We start from the raw sequence: 18993 nt of genomic DNA on the forward strand, positions 1-18993 counted from the left end.
TTTGCTGGAAAAGAGTGGAGAGCAAGCAGCTTTATAGTATATTGCTCTGCGGACATCGCACAACAAATTGTTGTAGATCAAGAGCGGCTTTTTTATGTAGACCAAAATGGAAAGGTCTGTTTAGTAGATCTATCATCTAAATGAAGCAAACTATCATTTTTGTGATAGAGAAAGAAGCTCTTCTGCACTTTTTATGGTGGTGTCTGTGATATTGATACCACCTAAGAGTCTGGCAATTTCCTTTACCCGTTCTTTGTGAGACAGGGGCAGAACTCTGGTTTGTGTAATATTATCTTTTGTAGTTTTTTGAATTTGATAATGATATTGCCCAAATGCAGCAATTTGAGGTAAATGAGTGATACAGATAATTTGATGATCCTGAGCAATTTGACTCAACTTTTTACCGACAATGCTTGCTGTAATTCCGCTGATCCCACTATCAATTTCATCAAAAATCATGGATGGGATATGATCGAGTTTTCCTATAATTCTTTTAAATGCCAGCATAATACGAGAAATTTCACCGCCGGAAGCAATCTTTGCCAGCGGTTTTTCTTCTTCCCCTTTATTTGCAGAAATTAAAAATTCCACTTGATCGATCCCTTCAGGAGTAAATGTGAGTTCCGTTTGCGGCTCTTCACTTTTAAAGGCAATGGACAGCTTTGCATCATTAAAATTGAGCTCTTTTAATTCTTGGTTGATTTGAGCTTCCATTTTTTTTGCAGCCGCCTTGCGCAGAGAGGAAAGTCTCTGACTGGCATGCAGCAATTCATCTTCTAAGATAGAAAGCTGCTGCATCAGATCTTCTTTTTTCGTATCAACATCTTCAATGAATTCTAAATCAGCTTTCAGTTGTTCCTGGTATTCTAGGATTTCTTCAATGGAGTTTCCATACTTGCGTTTTAATGCGTCGATTTGATCGATTCGAACGACTGCTTCATCCAATTCCTGTTCGGAAAAGGACATAGAATCCAAATAACGGCGAATCTGTGAAGAAAGATCTTCCAGCTTATAATAGCAATCAGAAAGCAATTCCGTATATTCTGAAATATCTTTTGAAAATGAAGAAACTTCATCTAAATTCTGCATGCTTTTTCCAATCCCATCTAAAGAAGAAGGGGTACTGTCATATAAGAGTGAATAGGAGGCAGATAAGTTTTGGTAAATGCGTTCGCTATTTTGAAGAAGTACAATTCGTTCTTGTAATTCTTTGTCTTCACCGACAGAGAGCTGCGCAGATGTAATTTCTTGCAGTTCAAATTGCATAAAATCACGTTTTCTTTTTGCATCCTTTTCTGAACGCGAAAGAGCAGACAGAGTCTGCTTTACCTTCTGGTATTCATTAAAAAGTGAAGCAACGGTTTCTTTCATCGGCGAAATACTTCCTTCATCATAGAGATCAAGCAAGGTAATATGAAGATCTGGATTTAATAGGGATTGATGGTCATATTGTCCGTGAATGTCTGCTTCGTGTTTACATAATTTGTTGAGAAAAGAGACCGAAACCAAGGAGCCGTTGATGCGACAAGTACTCTTACCATTTGAAGTAATCTCTCTTCGGATGATTAGTTGTTCATCCTCTTGCAAGCCGTTTTCTTTCAGAAGTGTGGATACCATTTCATTATTTCCTTCAAGAACCAGTTCGATCGTGGCTCGTTCTTTTCCAGAACGAATAAAAGCAGTATCCGCACGGCTTCCAAGTGCAAGACTGACTGCTTCTATTATAATGGATTTTCCTGCTCCGGTTTCACCTGTGATTACATTAAAGCCAGGGTGGAAATCTACATCTAATTCATTAATAATTGCAAAATCTCGAATATGGATATGAGAAATCATAAAAAGACCTCTTATTTCATCATGTCATTAAATTTTTGTATAATAAGCGGAACATTCTCCGGATCGTCAGCAACAAGCATAAAAGTATTATCTCCTGCGATGGAGCCAATTATATTTGGAAGGTTTAGTGTATCGACTGCTTCTGCTGCGGCTGGTGCACACCCACTTAAGGTTTTTACCAAGATTATGTTTCCGGAAGCGGAAATGTTTTGAATGGTTTCTTTAAAAATCTTGACAAATCGATCTGAAATAGGGGGGTCTAGATTCACACTGACCGCATATTTGTAGTGTCCTTTAGAAGATAGTGTTTTCACTAATTGCAGTTCTTTAATATCTCTGGAAATGGTAGCTTGCGTAACTTGATATCCTGCTTCTTTTAACAACTCAACGAGTTTGTCTTGGGTTTCAACTTCGTGCTGATTGATAATATCAAGAATTTTGTTTTGTCTTGAATAGCGCATAAAATTCTCCTTAAAGCATTGCTTAAAATCAAGAAATAGCCTGCCTTTTATTTATTTAGCTAATTAATTTATTATACCATATATTTACCTTGTAGCAAGGAAAAGAAGCCAAGTTTTCAAAGACAAGTCTATAAAAATATGCTACAATATATGAGAACAAAAGAGAAGAAAAGAAATATAACAGGATGGATAAAAAATGAAAATTTTAGGAATTGATCCCGGTTATGCCATCATGGGTTATGGGATTGTTGAAATGAAAGGAAATCATTTTAAACCAATTGCTTACGGTGCAGTTACAACAGATAAAGATATGGCAATGCCGGATCGATTGAAGCATTTATATGCAGGCCTTATGGAAGTCATCGCAGAGTATAATCCAGAAGTGGTTTCGATTGAGCAATTGTTTTTTAATACGAATACAACTACGGCGATTTTAGTTGGACAAGCGAGAGGTGTGGCAATATTAGCTTGTGCCAATTCCGGTCTTGAAATATTTGAATATACGCCACTTCAAATTAAGCAAGGGCTAATTGGCTATGGAAGAGCGGAAAAAAAACAGATACAGCATATGGTGAAAACGATCTTAAACTTAAAGCAGATACCGAAATTAGATGATACAGCAGATGCGTTGGCTGCTGCAATTTGTCATGGCCATTGTGCTGATTTTCATAGTCGATTTTCAAAGCTGAAATGATATTTGCATGCTCTCCTTTACAAAACAGGTTGGATTTGTCGCAGGAGGCAGTCTATATTGAATTCAATTATAAATAACAGAAGTGGAGGCATACTATGCTGCATTACATAAAAGGAACCGTTGCTATGAAATTTCCCGGCGGAATTGTTATTGAAAATAACGGAATTGGATATGAAGTTTTCGTACCGGATAATTCTGCACTCTATTTGGCTTCTGCAGGAGAAGCCGTCTCTGTCTATACGGCGATGATCGTTCGTGAGGACGACATCAGTCTTTATGGTTTTTCAGATGAAGAAGCAATCGATTTGTTTCGTAAATTTATGACTGTGAGCGGGGTTGGCGCAAAAGCAGCGATGGCATTGCTTTCAGCGATGTCGGTAGGGGAGTTGAAAAAGGCAATTGCATTTGAAGATGCAAAAACTTTGACAAAAGCTAACGGTATCGGAAAAAAGACAGCGCAGCGAATTGTTTTGGAACTAAAAGACAAAATAGGCGGTGCCGGTGAATTGAATGATGCGGTGGAAGTGATTCATGCGGACAATGGAAGAGCTGAGGCGACCAATGGTTTAATTGCTCTTGGCTACAGTAAAGGAGAGGCAGTCAGTGCGGTAGCATCTATTGAGGAAAATGATTTGACCGTTGAGGAATATATAAAGATGGCGCTGAAAAAACTATTTTAATGAAAGAGGGATGTAAATGGAATTTGAAGATAGAATTACGGCCGCCGATTTAAATCTTGAGGAAGAAGAGATGGAATTGAGTCTTCGTCCAAAACGTCTTTCAGAATACATCGGACAAAAAAGTGTTACGGAGAATCTTAAAATCTTTATTGAAGCGGCGCAGATAAGAAAAGAGCCGTTAGACCATGTTCTGTTTTATGGACCTCCGGGACTAGGGAAGACAACATTGGCAGGAATTATTGCCAATGAACTTGGTGTAGATTTACGGATTACTTCTGGACCTGCGATTGAGCGGGCCGGCGATCTGGCTGCAATCTTAACAAATCTAAAGGATGGGGATGTGTTGTTTATTGATGAAATTCATCGTCTGAATCGTTCGGTTGAAGAGGTCTTGTATTCTGCTATGGAAGACTATGCCCTAGATATTATTATCGGGAAAGGTCCGTCAGCACGTTCGATTCGTCTGGATTTATCAAGATTCACTTTGATTGGTGCGACAACGAGAGCGGGCAGTTTATCTGCACCGCTTCGAGACCGTTTTGGTGTAATCTGCAAATTTGAAATGTATCAAAATGATGAGCTGGCTGAGATTATAAAGCGTTCCGCTGAGATTTTAAATGTGTCCATCAAAGCAGATTGTCTTGTTGAACTGGCACGCTGCTCAAGAGGAACTCCTCGTGTAGCAAACCGTTTATTAAAGCGTGTTCGTGATTTTAGTCAGGTGAAGGGCACTGGTGTAATTGATCGTGAAATCACGGAAAAAACACTGCATTCTCTAGGAATTGACGCATTGGGGCTGGAAGGGCTTGACCGTGAAATTTTAAGGATTATCATCGAACGCTTTAAAGGTGGTCCGGTAGGAATAGATACGATTGCAGCGTCGATTGGTGAAGAACGGATTACGATAGAGGATGTCTATGAACCGTATCTAATTCAATCAGGATTGCTGCACCGCACACAAAAAGGAAGAATGGTTTCGGAAGATGCTTATAAACATCTTGGCATTGTACAACCGTCGGAAGGGTAGGTAGATTATGGATCGAACGAAAAAAGTTTTTCACTGCACGTTATGTCTGTTGCTTATCTTTGCTTTTTTCTCATCACCAATGCTTGTATTTGCATCGCAGGTACCGGATTACATAAAAGTTGGGTTAAAGTATGGGAGTACGGCTGTTTCATCCTGCCGGCTGACGAGTGAAACGGGCTTTCAAATTATTAATGTTGAGGATGATGCGTTTGAAGAGACGCTTCCTATTTCCGCATATACAGATTTAACCGCCTCAGTGGAAAATGGGATGGTGGTACTTCGCAGTGAAGATGGGTCTGTGATTTCAACAAGTCTAGGAAAAGATGACTGCATCATGACGATGGACTATGAAAAAGATGGTTTGATTTATTATGAAGGTAAGCCATATCGTGATGGAATACAGTTGATCCCAGATGGAAATAATAAAATAATGGTGCTTAATTATATCACAATGGATCATTATCTCTATGGTGTTTTACAAGGAGAAATGGGACAGGCCGCACCGTTGGAAGCTTTAAAAGCACAGGCAGTTGCCGCAAGAAGCTATGCGATGACAAATTTATATGTACATAAGAGCTATGGATTCCATGTTTGTGCTACAACGCATTGTCAGGTATATAATGGTTATTCTTGGGAAAAAGAAAAAACGAACCAGGCAGTGGATGAAACTAGCGGAAAAATTCTTTATTCGGACGGAAAGCCAGCGGCGGCTTACTATCATAAAAATAGTGGGGGGTATACTCAAAACAGCAAGGATGTGTGGAGTACGCAACTACCATATTTAGCGGCGGTAAAGGATGAGTACTGTCCTGATTATTCGTGGACGGCGACAATGAGCTTTGATCAAATTCAATCTCGCTTGGAAGTCTGCGGATACGATCCCGGAACGGTTCAATCCGTAAGTATAAGTGCCCGTAATGAATCCGGCGCAGTTTCTGAATTGACGATTGTGGGAAATAAAAACACAATTACTTTGAAGAAGGAATCGGTACGTACTGTTTTAGGCGGAAGTTCATTAAAGTCAACGCAATTTTCTATTTCGAGCGATTCGTCAAAAAATACATCAAATGGCAATGCATTATCGGTAAGCAATGGATCACAGTCGGCAAATGTCAATCAGTCACTTGTGATTATTTCTTCTTCCGGCAACAAGCAGGTACATAATGTGGATGGCTTAGTCGTATCAAACGGTGGCTCTAAGCAAACGATTTCAGGCAAAAGTTCTTCGGTGACAGAGACAGTTACTAATGGAAGTGTCACGTTTGAGGGAAAAGGGTACGGCCATGGAATCGGTATGGCACAAGACAGTGCAATCGCTATGGCAAATCAAGGCATGCGTTATGATGAAATATTAAAATATTTTTATACGGATGCAGAAATCTATTAAAATCAAGTAAAATAGGAAGGTTAGAAAGTATGCAAGTAAGCGATTTTGAATATTATTTGCCGGAGAAACTAATTGCACAGCATCCCACAGACAAACGGGATGCTTCGCGGCTTTTGGTGCTTCATCGCAAGAATGATACAGTTGAAGATAAACATTTTTATGACGTGGTTGATTACCTAAATGCCGGAGATTGTCTGGTTATGAACAACTCGAAGGTGATTCCGGCCAGATTATTTGGCGTGAAGAAAAATACAGGGGCAAAGATCGAATTTTTATTGATAAAAAGAAAAGCGGGAGATATATGGGAAACTCTGGTGAAACCAGGTAAAAAGCTGCATCCAGGTGATTCGGTTTTATTTCAAGGCGAACACGGAGAAGAACTGGAAGCAGAGGTTTTAAGTTATGGAGAGGATGGAACTCGCATGGTACAGTTCCACTATTCCGGAGATTTTCTAGCTCTGTTAGATGAAATCGGAACCATTCCGCTTCCACCTTACATTGATCGAAAAAGTGAAGCGGAAGATAAAGAGCGCTATCAGACGGTTTATTGTCAGGAAGAAGGTTCTGTTGCTGCACCAACAGCAGGACTGCACTTTACGAAGGAGCTTTTAGAGAAGGCAAGAAAAAAAGGGGTACAGATTGCTTATGTTACACTTCATGTTGGAATTGGCACATTTCGTCCTGTAAAATGTGATGTGGTAGAGGAACATCGAATGCATTTTGAAGAATATCACATTGATGAAGAAAATGCACGATTAATAAATGATACGAAGAAAAATGGAGGCAGGATTGTTTCTGTTGGGACAACTTCAACCAGAACTTTGGAGAGTGCGGCACAGGAGAATGGGCTTGTAAAAGCAGGGCATGGGAATACCGATATCTTTATATATCCGGGTTATCAATTTCAAGTCATTGATTGCTTGATTACGAATTTTCACTTGCCGAAATCTACGCTCTTAATGCTGATTTCCGCACTTTATGATAAAGATAAGATGATGAAGATTTATGAGGATGCTGTAAAGAAAGAATATCGTTTTTTTAGCTATGGTGATGCGATGTTTATTGAATAACAGTGACTTAAACTCATTTCTAAAAAGATGGAATGCAATTGAAAAGATTGTGAAAAATAGATTGTAAGCAGGGCGTTCTGAAGAAACAAATTCTAATAAAAAGCTGACTGTTAAATAGAAAGGGAAAATAACATATGAAACATGCGGTTACCTATGAATTGCTGAAAACAGATGAGAAAAGCAAGGCAAGAAGAGGGAGAGTGCATACGCCACACGGTGATATAGAAACACCGGTATTTATGCCGGTTGGAACGGCTGCAACTGTGAAAGCAATGCGGCCCGAGCAGGTAAAGGAATTGGGTGCACAGATCATTTTATCGAACACATACCACCTCTATCTGCGCCCTGGACACAGCATTGTGAAAGAAGCCGGAGGCTTGCACAAATTTATGAACTGGGATCGTGCTATTTTAACAGACAGCGGTGGATTTCAGGTATTTAGTCTGGGTGATTTGCGTAAGATTAAGGAAGAAGGCGTAGAATTCCGTTCACATATTGACGGTTCCAAACATTTCTTTACACCGGAAAAATCAATGGAGGTGCAGAATGCTTTGGGGTCGGATATTATAATGGCCTTTGATGAATGTGCACCTTATCCGGCAGATCGGAGCTATGTAAAAAACTCATTGGAGCGAACGACACGCTGGCTTTCACGCTGTAAAAAAGCACACGAAAATATCGAGCAGCAATCTTTGTTTGGAATCATGCAAGGGGGTATGTACAAGGATTTGCGCTATGAGAGTGCAATGCAGATTGTGGAGATGGACTTGCCGGGCTATTCCATTGGGGGACTCAGTGTTGGAGAGCCGAAAGAATTGATGTATGAGGTTCTTGATGATTGTGTGGATTACCTTCCAAAGGAAAAGCCTCGTTACTTAATGGGCGTAGGAAGCCCGGATTGCCTTTTTGAAGGGGTTGAACGTGGAATTGATATGTTTGACTGTGTACTGCCGACCAGAATTGCAAGAAACGGAACAGCGATGACGTCAATGGGACGTGTTGTGATTAAGAATGCCGCTTATGAAAGGGATTTTTCACCACTTGATCCGAATTGTGACTGCTATACCTGTCGCAATTATTCAAAAGCATATTTACGCCATCTGTTTAAAGCGAATGAAATTTTATCAGGAATGCTCTTAACGAATCATAATCTTCATTTTTTAGTGCATACAATGGAAAAGATACGGGCCTCCATTGAAGAAGATCGTTTTCTTGCATACAAGAAAGAATTTTTTGATGCCTATGGCAAATTTTAAAGAAAAGGATTTAGAAAAGATTTATTACAATAAAGTAGATTGAATTAGTGAAAATCTGAAACAACAAGGACGCTATTCAAAATAACACAATTTATGATAAGGTAAGGAATCTGTCAGAATACATTGTAACATATTTGAAAAAGGAAAGGGAGGATTGTCATGCCAATATTAGTACCAAAAGGATTGCCTGCTTATAGAACATTAAGAGAAGAGAATGTATTTGTCATGTATGAGCATCGGGCACAAAAGCAGGACATTCGTCCTCTGAGCATTGCAATTGTGAATTTGATGCCAACAAAGGAAATTACGGAGACTCAAATGATTCGTTTGCTTGCGAATACACCGCTTCAAGTGGATCTGAATTTACTGACAATGGGAAGTCACGAATCAAAAAATACGGATTCTAAACATCTGGAAAATTTCTATAAAACTTATGAAGGCATAAAAAATCGGCGTTTTGATGGAATGATTATCACGGGAGCACCGGTTGAAACTTTGCCATTTGAAAAGGTGGATTATTGGAAAGAGCTTTCTGAAATTATGGATTATACAAAGGATAATGTATTTAGCACATTACATATCTGTTGGGGAGCACAGGCTGCGCTTTACCATCATTACGGCATTCCGAAGTATGAGCTGCCTGAAAAGCTTTTCGGTGTATTTGAGCATGTAGTGAAAGACAAAAAATCCGAATTGGTTCGAGGGTTTGATGAGATATTTTATGCGCCACATTCTAGACGTACACAAGTTAAGAAAGAGGATATTCTTACTATACCGGAATTAAAGATTCTAGCGGAATCAAAAATTGCCGGACCGCATATTACTGCAACGAAAAATAAGCGAATGATTTTTGTGCAGGGGCATGCGGAATATGATTGGGACACTTTAAAGTTGGAATATGAACGTGACGTTGCAAAAGGAGCGAATGTCAAGGTACCGCTGAATTACTTTAAGGACGATAATCCGAAAAAGAAAGTAGTTGTGAAATGGAGCGGGCATGCCAATTTGTTTTTCGCAAATTGGTTGAATTATGTATATCAAGAGACTCCTTATGATTTGAATGAATTGGATTCTATGAAATAAAGAAATTAGTTTCTTTTGAGGTGGAATTCCGTTCTTTCATGAAGAGAAGCGAGTCGGATAGAAGGAGTAAGAGAGTGGAGATATGTAGACACAATGCCGATTGCGGTGGTTGTATTTATCAAGAATTAGATTATCAAGATCAATTGAACTTAAAAGGTAAAGAGGTCATACGGCTTTTGGAAAACAAAAAAGTAATGCCACAGAAGTTCTTAGGTATTGAGGGAAGTCCCTTGCAGTATGCTTATCGAAATAAAATGGAGTATACCTTTGGAGATGAGGTCAAGGATGGACCGATGACTTTAGGGATGCATAAGCGTGGACGCTTTATGTCTATCATTACAGTAGATGAATGCCAGCTGGTCGATCCGGATTTCAATATAGTCTTAAAGGCAAGTCTGGATTTTTGCAAAGAAAAGGAATATTCGTTCTATCATAAAAAATCACATAAAGGTTTGATGCGCAATCTGATTGTAAGAAAAGGTCAGCACACGAATGAGCTTTTAGTTAATATTGTGACGACTTCACAGTTTGCGTTTGATGATGAGGCATTTGTTGCCTGTTTACAAGCATTACCTTTGCAGAATCAACTGGTAGGGGTATTACATACCTATAACGATGGGATTGCTGATGCAGTAAAATGTGATCGCCTGGAAGTTTTATATGGGCGAAATTATTATAATGAAAAAATTATGGGATTAAAGTTTAAAGTCAGTGCTTTTTCTTTTTTCCAGACGAATGTATTGGCAGTTGAAAAACTTTATTCTGAAGCGATAGCAATGATTGATTCGATCGAAGGAAAAACAGTCTTTGATCTCTACTGCGGAACTGGAACAATCACACAAGCGTTGGCATTACGTGCGAAAGAAGCGATTGGTGTAGAACTTGTGGAAGAAGCAGTTGAAGCGGCGAGAGAAAATGCACAGGAAAACGGTCTTGAGAATTGCAGTTTTATTGCCGGAGATGTTTTTAAGGTATTGGAGCAGTTAGAGCAAAAGCCAGATGTTATCGTTGTAGATCCTCCACGTGTTGGCATTCATCCCAAAGCCATGCAAAAGATTTTGAGCTATGGGGTAAAACAAATTGTCTATATCTCTTGTAATCCAAAAACTTTAGCTGAAAATCTGGATATGGCTAGGCTTGGCGGCTATGAGGCAAAGATAGGCAAAGTATTTGATAATTTTCCACACACGAAACATACAGAGGTAGTTTGTTTGTTGGAGCGTAGCAAAATCATTGAAAAATAAGGGGTTTGTGGCGATTTTGACATATTCGGAATTTGGGAAACCCTTGAGGTGATAAAAAAGATGACAAAATATGGTTCTGATAATAAATAACGAAATATAACTGCAATATGTTGTGGGTTTTAAGAAAATGCGGGGCAAAAATCGAGTAGAAAATAGCGGTTTTGCCCCTTTAAAATAGGCAAAAATATTCTGCCTATTTGTTATTTCAAAAAATCAGTAAGGGAGGAATATAAAGATTTTATTGTTTGGCTCAAGATATGGGAGCTTGAATAATTAATGATGTCTAGTACTTTCAATTTCTAAATTAGGACATCAAATTTAATTCCTCTAGCATACACTGCTTAAGCAACAGTAAACTGCATTCTAGGTCTCTTAGCGGGAGATATGAATAGGAAATCCTAATTGAATTATTCGCATGACTTGAATATATATCTCCTGGACAAAACAGAACTTTGTTTTTCAGACATCTCTGAAAAAGTTTAGAAACGGATATATTGGGGTTGATACTAAGCCAAATGTACACACCACCTTTTGGGATACTCCAACTGCAGAGTCCATGGAAATTGCGATTGAGGATATCAAGTACAAAGTCGCGCCGCTCTCTGAGGCATCCTCTAATGTGTTCTAGATGCTGTGAATAATAAGTACTCTCCACTAGAAAGTTCATTAGTCTTTGTGAAAGTGTATTTGTTCCCAAATCAATCTGAGTTTTGATGTCTGCAAGCCTATCGATAACGGGTTTCGTTCCTACTATCCAGCCAAGTCTGAATCCTGGAAACAAAACCTTTGAGCAGCTTCCAACAAGTAGAATAAGCTCATTCGTATCATAAAACTTAAGTGGAATTGGTTTGCGCTCTGTAAAATACAATTCACGATAGGTATCATCCTCTATCACTGGAAGTTTTCTGTTTTGGCAAAATTGATAGAGCCTTTTCTTTCTTTCCTCACTCATCAATATTCCAGTTGGGTTGTTGAAATTTGGAATGCTGTATAAAATAGAGGCATTCGTCTGTGAGTGAGTTTTTTCAAGATTAGCTATACTAATACCATTCTCATCGGCTGGAATTCCAAACAACCTCATACCAGCAGATTGAAAAACATTAACACTATAAATATAAGATTGGGCCTCGGTCAAAATCGCCGAGCCTCTAAATAAGATGCCAGCCGAGATAAGGTATAATGCTTGCAATGCACCTGATACTATTAGAATTTGATCAGGGTTTACCTTTACGCCAAGATCGGCATAATAGCTGCACAAGTTCTCTCGTAACAAAAAATTGCCATTTGGGTGATCGTATCCGAGAGAATCGGGATCTAGCGCATTATACATTCGCATTTCCTTCAGCATTTCTGGTATGAACAATTCTTTTGATAGCTCTGGACGAGTCAAGGCGTAGATATCGGTACGATGTTCGTTATTATTAATCAGTTGAACGGTACTTTTATTTGGATAGTGACTTCCTGCATGGATATAGGAAGTCCAGTTCGGTGGTGGTGGCGCGTTAAGAGAAGAAGCATTATTCTTGACAATTGTGCCTCCTTTGCCATTACTTTTTATAAGATCGTCCGCAGCAAGTAATTCGGTAGCCGTAACTACTGTACTTCTATTAACGCCAAATTGGATAGCGAGCTCTTTTTGAGTCGGTAACTTTGTTCCAATGGGTAAGGTCCCAGAAAAGATACAGCTCTTTATATAACTATAAATTTGTAAATAGCAGGGAGTGCTACTTTCAAAATTAAGACTCCATTCTTCAAACATGGTATACTCCTTATATTTACGGTTGGGTAGTTAAAAAAAATAGTGATGTGGACGAACGTGTTTATTTTAATTAGTATATAGCTATAATTATAACAGTTGGTCATAATTATGCAATTTATTGTTGGTAATTATACCTGTAGTTTAAGGAGGAAAAAAATGTTTATACAATTTACAGACATACTTGGTGCAAAAAAGAGAATTGATTCGTTTATCAGGAAAACGCCATTTGAATATTCACCTAAATTATCAGAATCACTTAATGCGGAGATCTATTTAAAACTTGAGTCGTGTCAAACCACAGGATCATTCAAACTGCGTGGCGCTGCGAACAAAATATTACAATTGACACAAGAAGAAAAATCAGCAGGGATTATCACTGCTTCGGCGGGTAACCATGCTCAAGGCGTGGCATATATCGCAAGAGCACTCAATGTCGATACTGTAATTGTCATTCCAGAGAGTGCACCAGAGACTAAAATTGAAAACACAAAACGATATGGAGTTACTGTGGTAGTCAAGGGAAAGGATTATGATGATAGTGAACGAATAGCTCATGAAATGGAGAAGCAAACTGGCAGAACTTACATCCCTGCTTATGATGATCCGATGATAATGGCCGGTCAAGGCACTGTTGGATTAGAAATGCTCCAAGAGGAAAGTGATCTTGATATGGTAATAGTTCCTGTCGGCGGTGGGGGACTTATGACGGGTGTTGCAACAGCAGTTAAGGGCATAAATCCAAATGTTAAAGTAATTGGTGTTCAACCTCAAGTATCGAAGCCGTGGTTTGAAGCTTTTTATCAAAAAAAATATATTAAAGAAGTGTTTGGTGATTCTTGGGCGGATGGGCTTACAGGTGATATCAGTGCTAGCATGATTAATGATTTTAATGCTGTTGTTGATGACATGGTGCTTATTGACGAAGAGTCGATACAGCAGGCAATATTTTATATGATTGACAAGCATCACCTTATCGTAGAAGGTTCTGGAGTTGCTGGCATAGCAGCTTTAATATCTGAGAAGATCGAAGTTAAGGATAAGAAAGTCGGAATAGTTGTAACCGGAAGTAATCTTGACACAAAACGTGTCAAGACCATTGTTGATAAATATGTGAAGGAGGACTAATGATGAACACACTTCTATTGAATCTGAATGAGGTGCAATCACTACTTACAATTGAAGATACTGTTGAAGCAGTTAAAGCTGGATACATGGCGTTTAATAGGGGAGTAGTGCAAATGCCACCTGTTGTATCGTTAATGGCTCATAAGTTTAATGGAGAAATGGACTTCAAGATGGGGTATTCAGAGCAAGAAGATATAATTGGAATAAAGATGGCGGGGGGATATTGGGACAATCCAAAAAAATACAATCTCCCATCGGGTTTAGCAATGATATGTTTGTTTGATGCTGCAAACGGTGTCCCGATATGTATACTGGATGGGACATTGATAACTGGATATAGGACAGCCGCTGCAGGAACAATCGGCGCTCTTTGTCTGGCAAGAAAGGATGCTGAAAATATTGCTATGATCGGCACGGGGATGCAAGCGCGATTACAGGTTATGGCTCTATCAAAATATTTCAACATTAAAAATGTTAGAGTATACGGGATTGAGGGTCAAGAAAAATATGTCGAGGAGATGCAAAGTCAACATCCTGACATCCATTTCAGTGCCACATCTGCTCAGGAGGCCGTTGAGAATGCTGAAATTGTTATTACTGCGACAGCCAGTCACAATGCACTTGTATACGATCAATGGGTAAAGCCGGGGACACATATCAATGCGATAGGATGCGATATGGAGGGTAAGCAAGAACTTGATCCTAGTATTTTCATGAGGGCAAAAATTGTCAACGATAGTAGAATGGAATGCAAAAAAAGAGGTGATACTCAGCATCCATTCAAGGCAGGTCATATTACTGACGATAACATACATGCTGAGATAGGTGAAATACTGCTTGGCCAAAAGTGTGGTAGAGAAAATGAGAACGAGATTACCATTTTTGATGCTACCGGCTTATCAGTGCAGGATATTAATACGTCACTATTTGTATACCGAAAAGCTATCAAAAATAACGTTGGAAAGAATATTGAGGTTTTTGATGTAAATATCTAATATCATTTTGACATACATCTGTGTTTTTACTTTACATCCCCATCTTCGTTTTTTGTGTCAGCCTGCGTAGATACGAATCAGTTTTAAGAAGTATATAAAAAGTAAATTGTCGAGAAAAATCCTTCCGCCAAGAAATCAGTGGATTCTGACGTCATCATTATTGTCTATTCAAGGCATACGGAATGTGTTTGTTTGTTGGAGAAGAGATAATTAAATAGATGAAATCAAAGACTATGTGATTTGAAAGTGAATTTAGGGCAAAAACTGGACAGAAAAAGGACGGTTGCTGCCCTTTTTAAATAGAGTGAATATGTGAATTACACATTCCTACGGAAAGTTAAATTAACTTAAATGGTCTTATTCTTTGTGGTATACTGCATAAAGGAACGAGTAATTGAAAGTTATATTTTGAAAATATCGGGAAATTTTAGTCTATTAATATTTTTAGAGGAGATTAATCAATTGTTGCTCTGTAGAAGGGGCTAATGCAAATAAAAATAACGTTTTCAATCAAAACATTTGTTGGAATGATATATGCTATATAAATTGTTATGGAACGAAAGCTCTAAAGAATTAAAAGATTGAGAGGAAAAGGATATGGTAAAAAATCATATGAATTTATTTTTCCCACAATGGCAGGGAGCAGGAAGAAACAAAATCCTTTTAACGGGAGCGCAAGAAATAAAAGAAAAGTATCTTGAGAACTACCATTTATCTGAGATTGAGGTGGATGATGAAGAGATTGATGAGATAGTTAATGACATTTTAGGCTATTCAAAAATTCTTACGCAACTAAAAAATGCCAGCTTAATGGTTTCAGCGGAAGAGCCGGAAAGTATCTTTACCATTGGTGGAGGTTGTGATGTAGAAATAGTTCCGGTGTCATATTTGAATAAAAAATTTAAAGGGGATATGACTGTTTTATGGATTGATGCTCATGGTGATTTAAATACCCCTGAATCATCTCCTAGTAAAAATTTTCATGGCATGCCTTTAAGGACACTATTGGGGGATGGAGACTCGAAGATAGCGGAGATATTATTTTCACAATTATTGCCTTCACAAATTGTCCTAATTGGGCAAAGAAGTTTGGATGAACCTGAACGTAAATATATAGAAGAGCGTAAAATTAATCAAATGAGCATAGAAGAGATAGTTAACAATATTGAACATGTTATCAGTATAATTAAAACAAAAAATTCAAACAACATCTACATACACATTGATTTGGATGTTTTAGATATGAATGAATTCCCATATGTTATGGTGCCGGAGCCAAATGGGTTAGAATCACAATTGCTCTTTGAGTTATTAACGCAGCTAAAAGAAAATTTCAATATTGTGGGCTTGAGTTTATTGGAATATATTCCATCAGATGAGAAGAATATAAAAATATTATCGGATATCATACAACTAGGCTTGAACCTATAAAATAGTTAAAACTATTCCATAAGGCACAACTAGATTCGTATGACATCGTTATTGCAGCATCACGGCATACGGAAGCAATCGTGAAGCTGGGAAAATGCTAAAACCTAATTTCAAAAATAATACAAAAGTAAGTCAATGCAAATACATCTAAGCTTAATTCAAGTTAAACAATTCTTGATACAATTTTTAACTTGAGTTAAGTTTATAGAAAAAGAGATAGAGGTTAAATATATGAAAAATCGTATAGAAATTATCGGGAAAAAGCTCTTGGTAGGCAAACGTACAGAAATGTCTTACATCAATGATAGCACAATGGAACTATGGCAATCTTTTATGCCTGCTAGGAAACAAATACAAGACAGAGTTGATTCGTTCTATTATTCCATGCAGATTTATCCTAGCCTATTTGATTACGCTTCCTTTAATCCTGCTATTAACTTTACAAAATGGGCAGCGGTTGAGGTCTCTAATCATGATCATATTCCAAATCAAATGGAGGGATATATTATCGAAGGAGGCACATATGGAGTATTCACCCATGTAGGTCCAGCCAGTAGATTTGTACAATCTATGAAATATATCTATCAAATTTGGCTTCCTGAATCCGGATACGAGCTTGATAATCGCGAGTATTTTGAGATATTAGAAGAAGGCTATAATCCTCTTGATGAGAATGCAACCGAAGAAATCTGGATTCCGATTACTCTAAAGAAAAAGAATTGATGTGGCATGACAGAAAGGAGCATAGGCCAATGATCAATATTGCAATCTGTGACGACGAGCCTCAAGAGCTTACAAACGCGCAAGAATTACTCATAAAGTATGCTCATGAGCACCCACAATATGATATTAAAACCTGCTCATTCATTGCACCGTTAGAACTATTATCGTATGTGGCTGAGCAGGGAGGCTTTGACGTGTTATTGCTAGATGTCTACATGGCCGGGATGCTGGGCACGGATGCGGCAAGAGAACTGCGTCATCTTGAGGATGGAGTTGAAATCATATTCCTCACCACATCACGGGACCATGCCCTTGACGCCTTTGAAGTGGATGCTGCACAATATCTGGTTAAGCCCTATACAGAAGATGGGCTCTTTGCTGCTTTGGATAAGATCATATCACGAATGAATGCGGATCAGCAAAACATTATCACCCTGAAGACGCCAGATGGTATCACTCGTCTTACACCGCGAGATGTGGTGTTTACAGAAACGGGGCGGAAGAACTATCAGATCATTCATACGATCCAGGGAAAGAAGCTGGAGGTTCGCATGACAGCCTCAGAACTTTTTGAGTTGCTTGCACAGGACAAATATTTTGTCCGATGCGGTGCTTCTCTGAGTCTGAATCTTAAATACATACGACAGATTTCAAAGGATGCCATCTTTTTTGATACTGGTGAACGTACCCCTTACCCTTACCGTACCTACCAGAAGTTAAAGAAGGAGTTTTTGCGGTTTCAAATGTTCATAGAGGGCTGAAAACATGCCAATTCTCCCTAAAATAATAGCAATTACCCCAAGAACAGTTTTTATGCTTATTTTGAGATAAGATGAAATAAAGAAAGGAGGAGGCAAGGGCAATGTACGAAATTTTACTGTTTTTTTCATTTGTTGAATCAGTTATCGGGGCAACTCTTACATCGGCTTCTACCATGCATTTTCGGGAACCGGTCAAAAAACGCATCACGGCAGGATTGCTCGTGATGACTTTAGGGATAATCATTCTTTGCGGAGTGCTTTTTACTCAGGGTATTCATGCAGCTGATCATGTTGCTATTGTTATCGTTTTGGTCCTGATACTCGCATGGTTTCTAATTTGCTCTGCGGATGCCTTTTTCGTCTCGGTTTTTAACTTTCTGACATGTATTAACATCTATATCTCCATCAGTTACATCAGCTCTATCGTGAGCATACACGGCGGCGGTGTTGCGTATGTGACCGAATACAACATCGCTCGTACGTTCATCTATGGGGCGATTATCCCGTGGTTGTTTAAATTTGTTCGCCCGCACTTTCGTAGATTGGTGGACTCTTTGGACAAAGAATGGCGTACCGCCACGCTGGTGCCCCTGATGTTTTTAATTCTTCAAATCGTTCTTCTGTACTATCCGGTTCCATACTTTTTTTGGGAGAGCGAAAACTGGAACCAAATTGTTATCGTTATCGTCTATCTGTTGTTCTTAGCGGTATACTATCTCCTGTATATTCAGGCAAGTGATATTGTAGAAAAATATGCTTTAGAGAACCGAAACTTACTCATGGTACAACAAGACAAGCTGTGGGAATCGGAGCTTGCACGACAAAAGGCGGCAGTAGTTTTAGCATCCCAGCAGCTACATGATATGCATCACCACAATGCAGTTATCATGGAAATGCTTAAGGTCGGCAAACTGAGCGAACTTGAAGGATATATGCAAAGCTTTGATGCGGCTCTGGACATGACCCAAAGCACAGTCTATTGCAAGAATCCAATTATCAACAGCATTTGCAATGCCTATGCAAAAAAAGCGAAGCAGGCACAAGTTAAGATTACTTTTCAAATAGTTGTCCCTGAACAAATAGGGATTGATAACGTTGACTTGACTTGTATCTTTGGTAATATACTCGAAAATGCCATTGAGGGCTGTTTGCGGTTGCCTGATGAAAAGATACGGGAAATTACTGTGGCCGCAAGATATGTAGATGGAAGATTGCGTATACGAGTTGAGAATACTTGCCGTGAGGATATTGCCTTTGAAGGGGAGCTGCCAAAAACGCAAAAGCGAAGCGGCGGAACAGGGATAAAAAGCTTGATCTACACCGCTGAGCGGTATGAAGGCACATCAGGATTTTCGGTAAATAATGGTAAGTTCATTGCTCAAATCGTCCTCAATGAACTTTAAAACGTTCAAATAAGAAAAGAGAATGAGGAACTTTCCCAATAGCTGCTGTCAGCCACAC

Annotated in this window: 17 protein-coding genes; 14 read left to right on the plus strand and 3 right to left on the minus strand. The window is 38.8% G+C overall.

The features are described from left to right. Nucleotides 1-153: 153 nt before the first annotated feature. Together recN and argR are read right to left on the minus strand one after the other, a co-directional pair. Nucleotides 154-1836 carry a DNA repair protein RecN gene (gene recN / locus U5921_RS12875; RefSeq protein WP_324823863.1) on the minus strand — a complete coding sequence of 561 codons (1683 nt, stop codon included), beginning with the start codon at nt 1834-1836 and terminating at the stop codon, nt 154-156. Between the two features lie 11 nt (nt 1837-1847). Beyond that, entirely contained in the window at nt 1848-2297 is a 450-nt protein-coding gene (gene argR / locus U5921_RS12880; protein ID WP_324823864.1) for an arginine repressor, read from the minus strand. A 196-nt stretch (nt 2298-2493) separates the two neighbouring features. Here argR and ruvC point away from each other — a divergent pair, with 196 nt between their 5' ends. The 8 genes from ruvC to rlmD all read left to right on the plus strand — a co-directional run bounded on the left by ruvC (nt 2494) and on the right by rlmD (nt 10738). Beyond that, the gene (gene ruvC, locus U5921_RS12885) at nt 2494-2991 is read left to right on the plus strand and encodes a crossover junction endodeoxyribonuclease RuvC (RefSeq protein WP_324823865.1); all 498 of its coding nucleotides are present in this window, start codon (nt 2494-2496) and stop codon (nt 2989-2991) included. A 95-nt stretch (nt 2992-3086) separates the two neighbouring features. Beyond that, the gene (gene ruvA, locus U5921_RS12890) at nt 3087-3671 is read left to right on the plus strand and encodes a Holliday junction branch migration protein RuvA (protein WP_324823866.1); all 585 of its coding nucleotides are present in this window, start codon (nt 3087-3089) and stop codon (nt 3669-3671) included. Between the two features lie 16 nt (nt 3672-3687). Then, nucleotides 3688-4698, plus strand: a complete 1011-nt coding sequence (ruvB, locus tag U5921_RS12895) for a Holliday junction branch migration DNA helicase RuvB (protein ID WP_324823867.1) — start codon at nt 3688-3690, stop codon at nt 4696-4698. A 7-nt stretch (nt 4699-4705) separates the two neighbouring features. Beyond that, the gene (locus U5921_RS12900) at nt 4706-6085 is read left to right on the plus strand and encodes a SpoIID/LytB domain-containing protein (protein ID WP_324823868.1); all 1380 of its coding nucleotides are present in this window, start codon (nt 4706-4708) and stop codon (nt 6083-6085) included. 29 nt (nt 6086-6114) lie between these two features. Continuing rightward, complete coding sequence (queA, locus tag U5921_RS12905) at nt 6115-7155, plus strand: tRNA preQ1(34) S-adenosylmethionine ribosyltransferase-isomerase QueA (protein ID WP_324823869.1); 1041 nt, start codon at nt 6115-6117, stop codon at nt 7153-7155. Between the two features lie 134 nt (nt 7156-7289). After that, entirely contained in the window at nt 7290-8411 is a 1122-nt protein-coding gene (gene tgt, locus U5921_RS12910; protein WP_324823870.1) for a tRNA guanosine(34) transglycosylase Tgt, read from the plus strand. Between the two features lie 159 nt (nt 8412-8570). Next, entirely contained in the window at nt 8571-9494 is a 924-nt protein-coding gene (metA, locus tag U5921_RS12915) for a homoserine O-acetyltransferase MetA (RefSeq protein ID WP_324823871.1), read from the plus strand. 38 nt (nt 9495-9532) lie between these two features. Then, nucleotides 9533-10738: a 23S rRNA (uracil(1939)-C(5))-methyltransferase RlmD gene (rlmD, locus tag U5921_RS12920; protein WP_324823872.1), complete on the plus strand. Its 1206-nt coding sequence runs from the start codon at nt 9533-9535 to the stop codon at nt 10736-10738. Nucleotides 10739-11042: 304 nt separating this feature from the next. Here the strand turns inward: rlmD and U5921_RS12925 are convergent, their stop codons facing one another. After that, a complete protein-coding gene (locus tag U5921_RS12925; RefSeq protein WP_324823873.1) occupies nt 11043-12497 on the minus strand; it encodes a PLP-dependent aminotransferase family protein in 1455 nt (484 codons plus the stop codon). 156 nt (nt 12498-12653) lie between these two features. On the opposite strand from U5921_RS12925, the gene U5921_RS12930 reads away from it, so the two are divergent. The 6 genes from U5921_RS12930 to U5921_RS12955 all read left to right on the plus strand — a co-directional run bounded on the left by U5921_RS12930 (nt 12654) and on the right by U5921_RS12955 (nt 18935). Beyond that, nucleotides 12654-13622, plus strand: a complete 969-nt coding sequence (locus U5921_RS12930; protein ID WP_324823874.1) for a threonine/serine dehydratase — start codon at nt 12654-12656, stop codon at nt 13620-13622. Continuing rightward, nucleotides 13622-14617, plus strand: coding sequence for an ornithine cyclodeaminase family protein (locus U5921_RS12935; RefSeq protein WP_324823875.1), 996 nt, complete (start codon nt 13622-13624; stop codon nt 14615-14617). The genes U5921_RS12930 and U5921_RS12935 overlap by 1 nt, the downstream gene beginning before the upstream one ends. Nucleotides 14618-15214: 597 nt before the next feature. Next, nucleotides 15215-16048 (plus strand): arginase family protein, encoded by an 834-nt coding sequence (locus tag U5921_RS12940; protein ID WP_324823876.1) that lies wholly within the window; start codon nt 15215-15217, stop codon nt 16046-16048. 231 nt (nt 16049-16279) lie between these two features. Beyond that, entirely contained in the window at nt 16280-16771 is a 492-nt protein-coding gene (locus tag U5921_RS12945; protein WP_324823877.1) for a GyrI-like domain-containing protein, read from the plus strand. Then, nucleotides 16771-17532 (plus strand): LytTR family DNA-binding domain-containing protein, encoded by a 762-nt coding sequence (locus U5921_RS12950; protein WP_324823878.1) that lies wholly within the window; start codon nt 16771-16773, stop codon nt 17530-17532. Before U5921_RS12945 ends, U5921_RS12950 begins: the two co-directional genes overlap by 1 nt. 224 nt (nt 17533-17756) lie before the next feature. After that, a complete protein-coding gene (locus U5921_RS12955; protein WP_324823879.1) occupies nt 17757-18935 on the plus strand; it encodes a GHKL domain-containing protein in 1179 nt (392 codons plus the stop codon). Nucleotides 18936-18993: the final 58 nt, after the last annotated feature.

This window comes from Sinanaerobacter sp. ZZT-01, from assembly GCF_035621135.1.
GTDB lineage: Bacteria > Bacillota > Clostridia > Peptostreptococcales > Anaerovoracaceae > IOR16.

Excerpts from the sequence above, each read along its gene's own strand:
- recN (WP_324823863.1), bottom strand. The coding sequence starts at position 1,836 with ATGATTTCTCATATCCATATTCGAGATTTTGCAATTATTAATGAATTA.
- argR (WP_324823864.1), bottom strand. The coding sequence starts at position 2,297 with ATGCGCTATTCAAGACAAAACAAAATTCTTGATATTATCAATCAGCAC.
- ruvC (WP_324823865.1), top strand. The coding sequence starts at position 2,494 with ATGAAAATTTTAGGAATTGATCCCGGTTATGCCATCATGGGTTATGGG.
- ruvA (WP_324823866.1), top strand. The coding sequence starts at position 3,087 with ATGCTGCATTACATAAAAGGAACCGTTGCTATGAAATTTCCCGGCGGA.
- ruvB (WP_324823867.1), top strand. The coding sequence starts at position 3,688 with ATGGAATTTGAAGATAGAATTACGGCCGCCGATTTAAATCTTGAGGAA.
- U5921_RS12900 (WP_324823868.1), top strand. The coding sequence starts at position 4,706 with ATGGATCGAACGAAAAAAGTTTTTCACTGCACGTTATGTCTGTTGCTT.
- queA (WP_324823869.1), top strand. The coding sequence starts at position 6,115 with ATGCAAGTAAGCGATTTTGAATATTATTTGCCGGAGAAACTAATTGCA.
- tgt (WP_324823870.1), top strand. The coding sequence starts at position 7,290 with ATGAAACATGCGGTTACCTATGAATTGCTGAAAACAGATGAGAAAAGC.
- metA (WP_324823871.1), top strand. The coding sequence starts at position 8,571 with ATGCCAATATTAGTACCAAAAGGATTGCCTGCTTATAGAACATTAAGA.
- rlmD (WP_324823872.1), top strand. The coding sequence starts at position 9,533 with ATGAAGAGAAGCGAGTCGGATAGAAGGAGTAAGAGAGTGGAGATATGT.
- U5921_RS12925 (WP_324823873.1), bottom strand. The coding sequence starts at position 12,497 with ATGTTTGAAGAATGGAGTCTTAATTTTGAAAGTAGCACTCCCTGCTAT.
- U5921_RS12930 (WP_324823874.1), top strand. The coding sequence starts at position 12,654 with ATGTTTATACAATTTACAGACATACTTGGTGCAAAAAAGAGAATTGAT.
- U5921_RS12935 (WP_324823875.1), top strand. The coding sequence starts at position 13,622 with ATGATGAACACACTTCTATTGAATCTGAATGAGGTGCAATCACTACTT.
- U5921_RS12940 (WP_324823876.1), top strand. The coding sequence starts at position 15,215 with ATGGTAAAAAATCATATGAATTTATTTTTCCCACAATGGCAGGGAGCA.
- U5921_RS12945 (WP_324823877.1), top strand. The coding sequence starts at position 16,280 with ATGAAAAATCGTATAGAAATTATCGGGAAAAAGCTCTTGGTAGGCAAA.
- U5921_RS12950 (WP_324823878.1), top strand. The coding sequence starts at position 16,771 with ATGTGGCATGACAGAAAGGAGCATAGGCCAATGATCAATATTGCAATC.
- U5921_RS12955 (WP_324823879.1), top strand. The coding sequence starts at position 17,757 with ATGACTTTAGGGATAATCATTCTTTGCGGAGTGCTTTTTACTCAGGGT.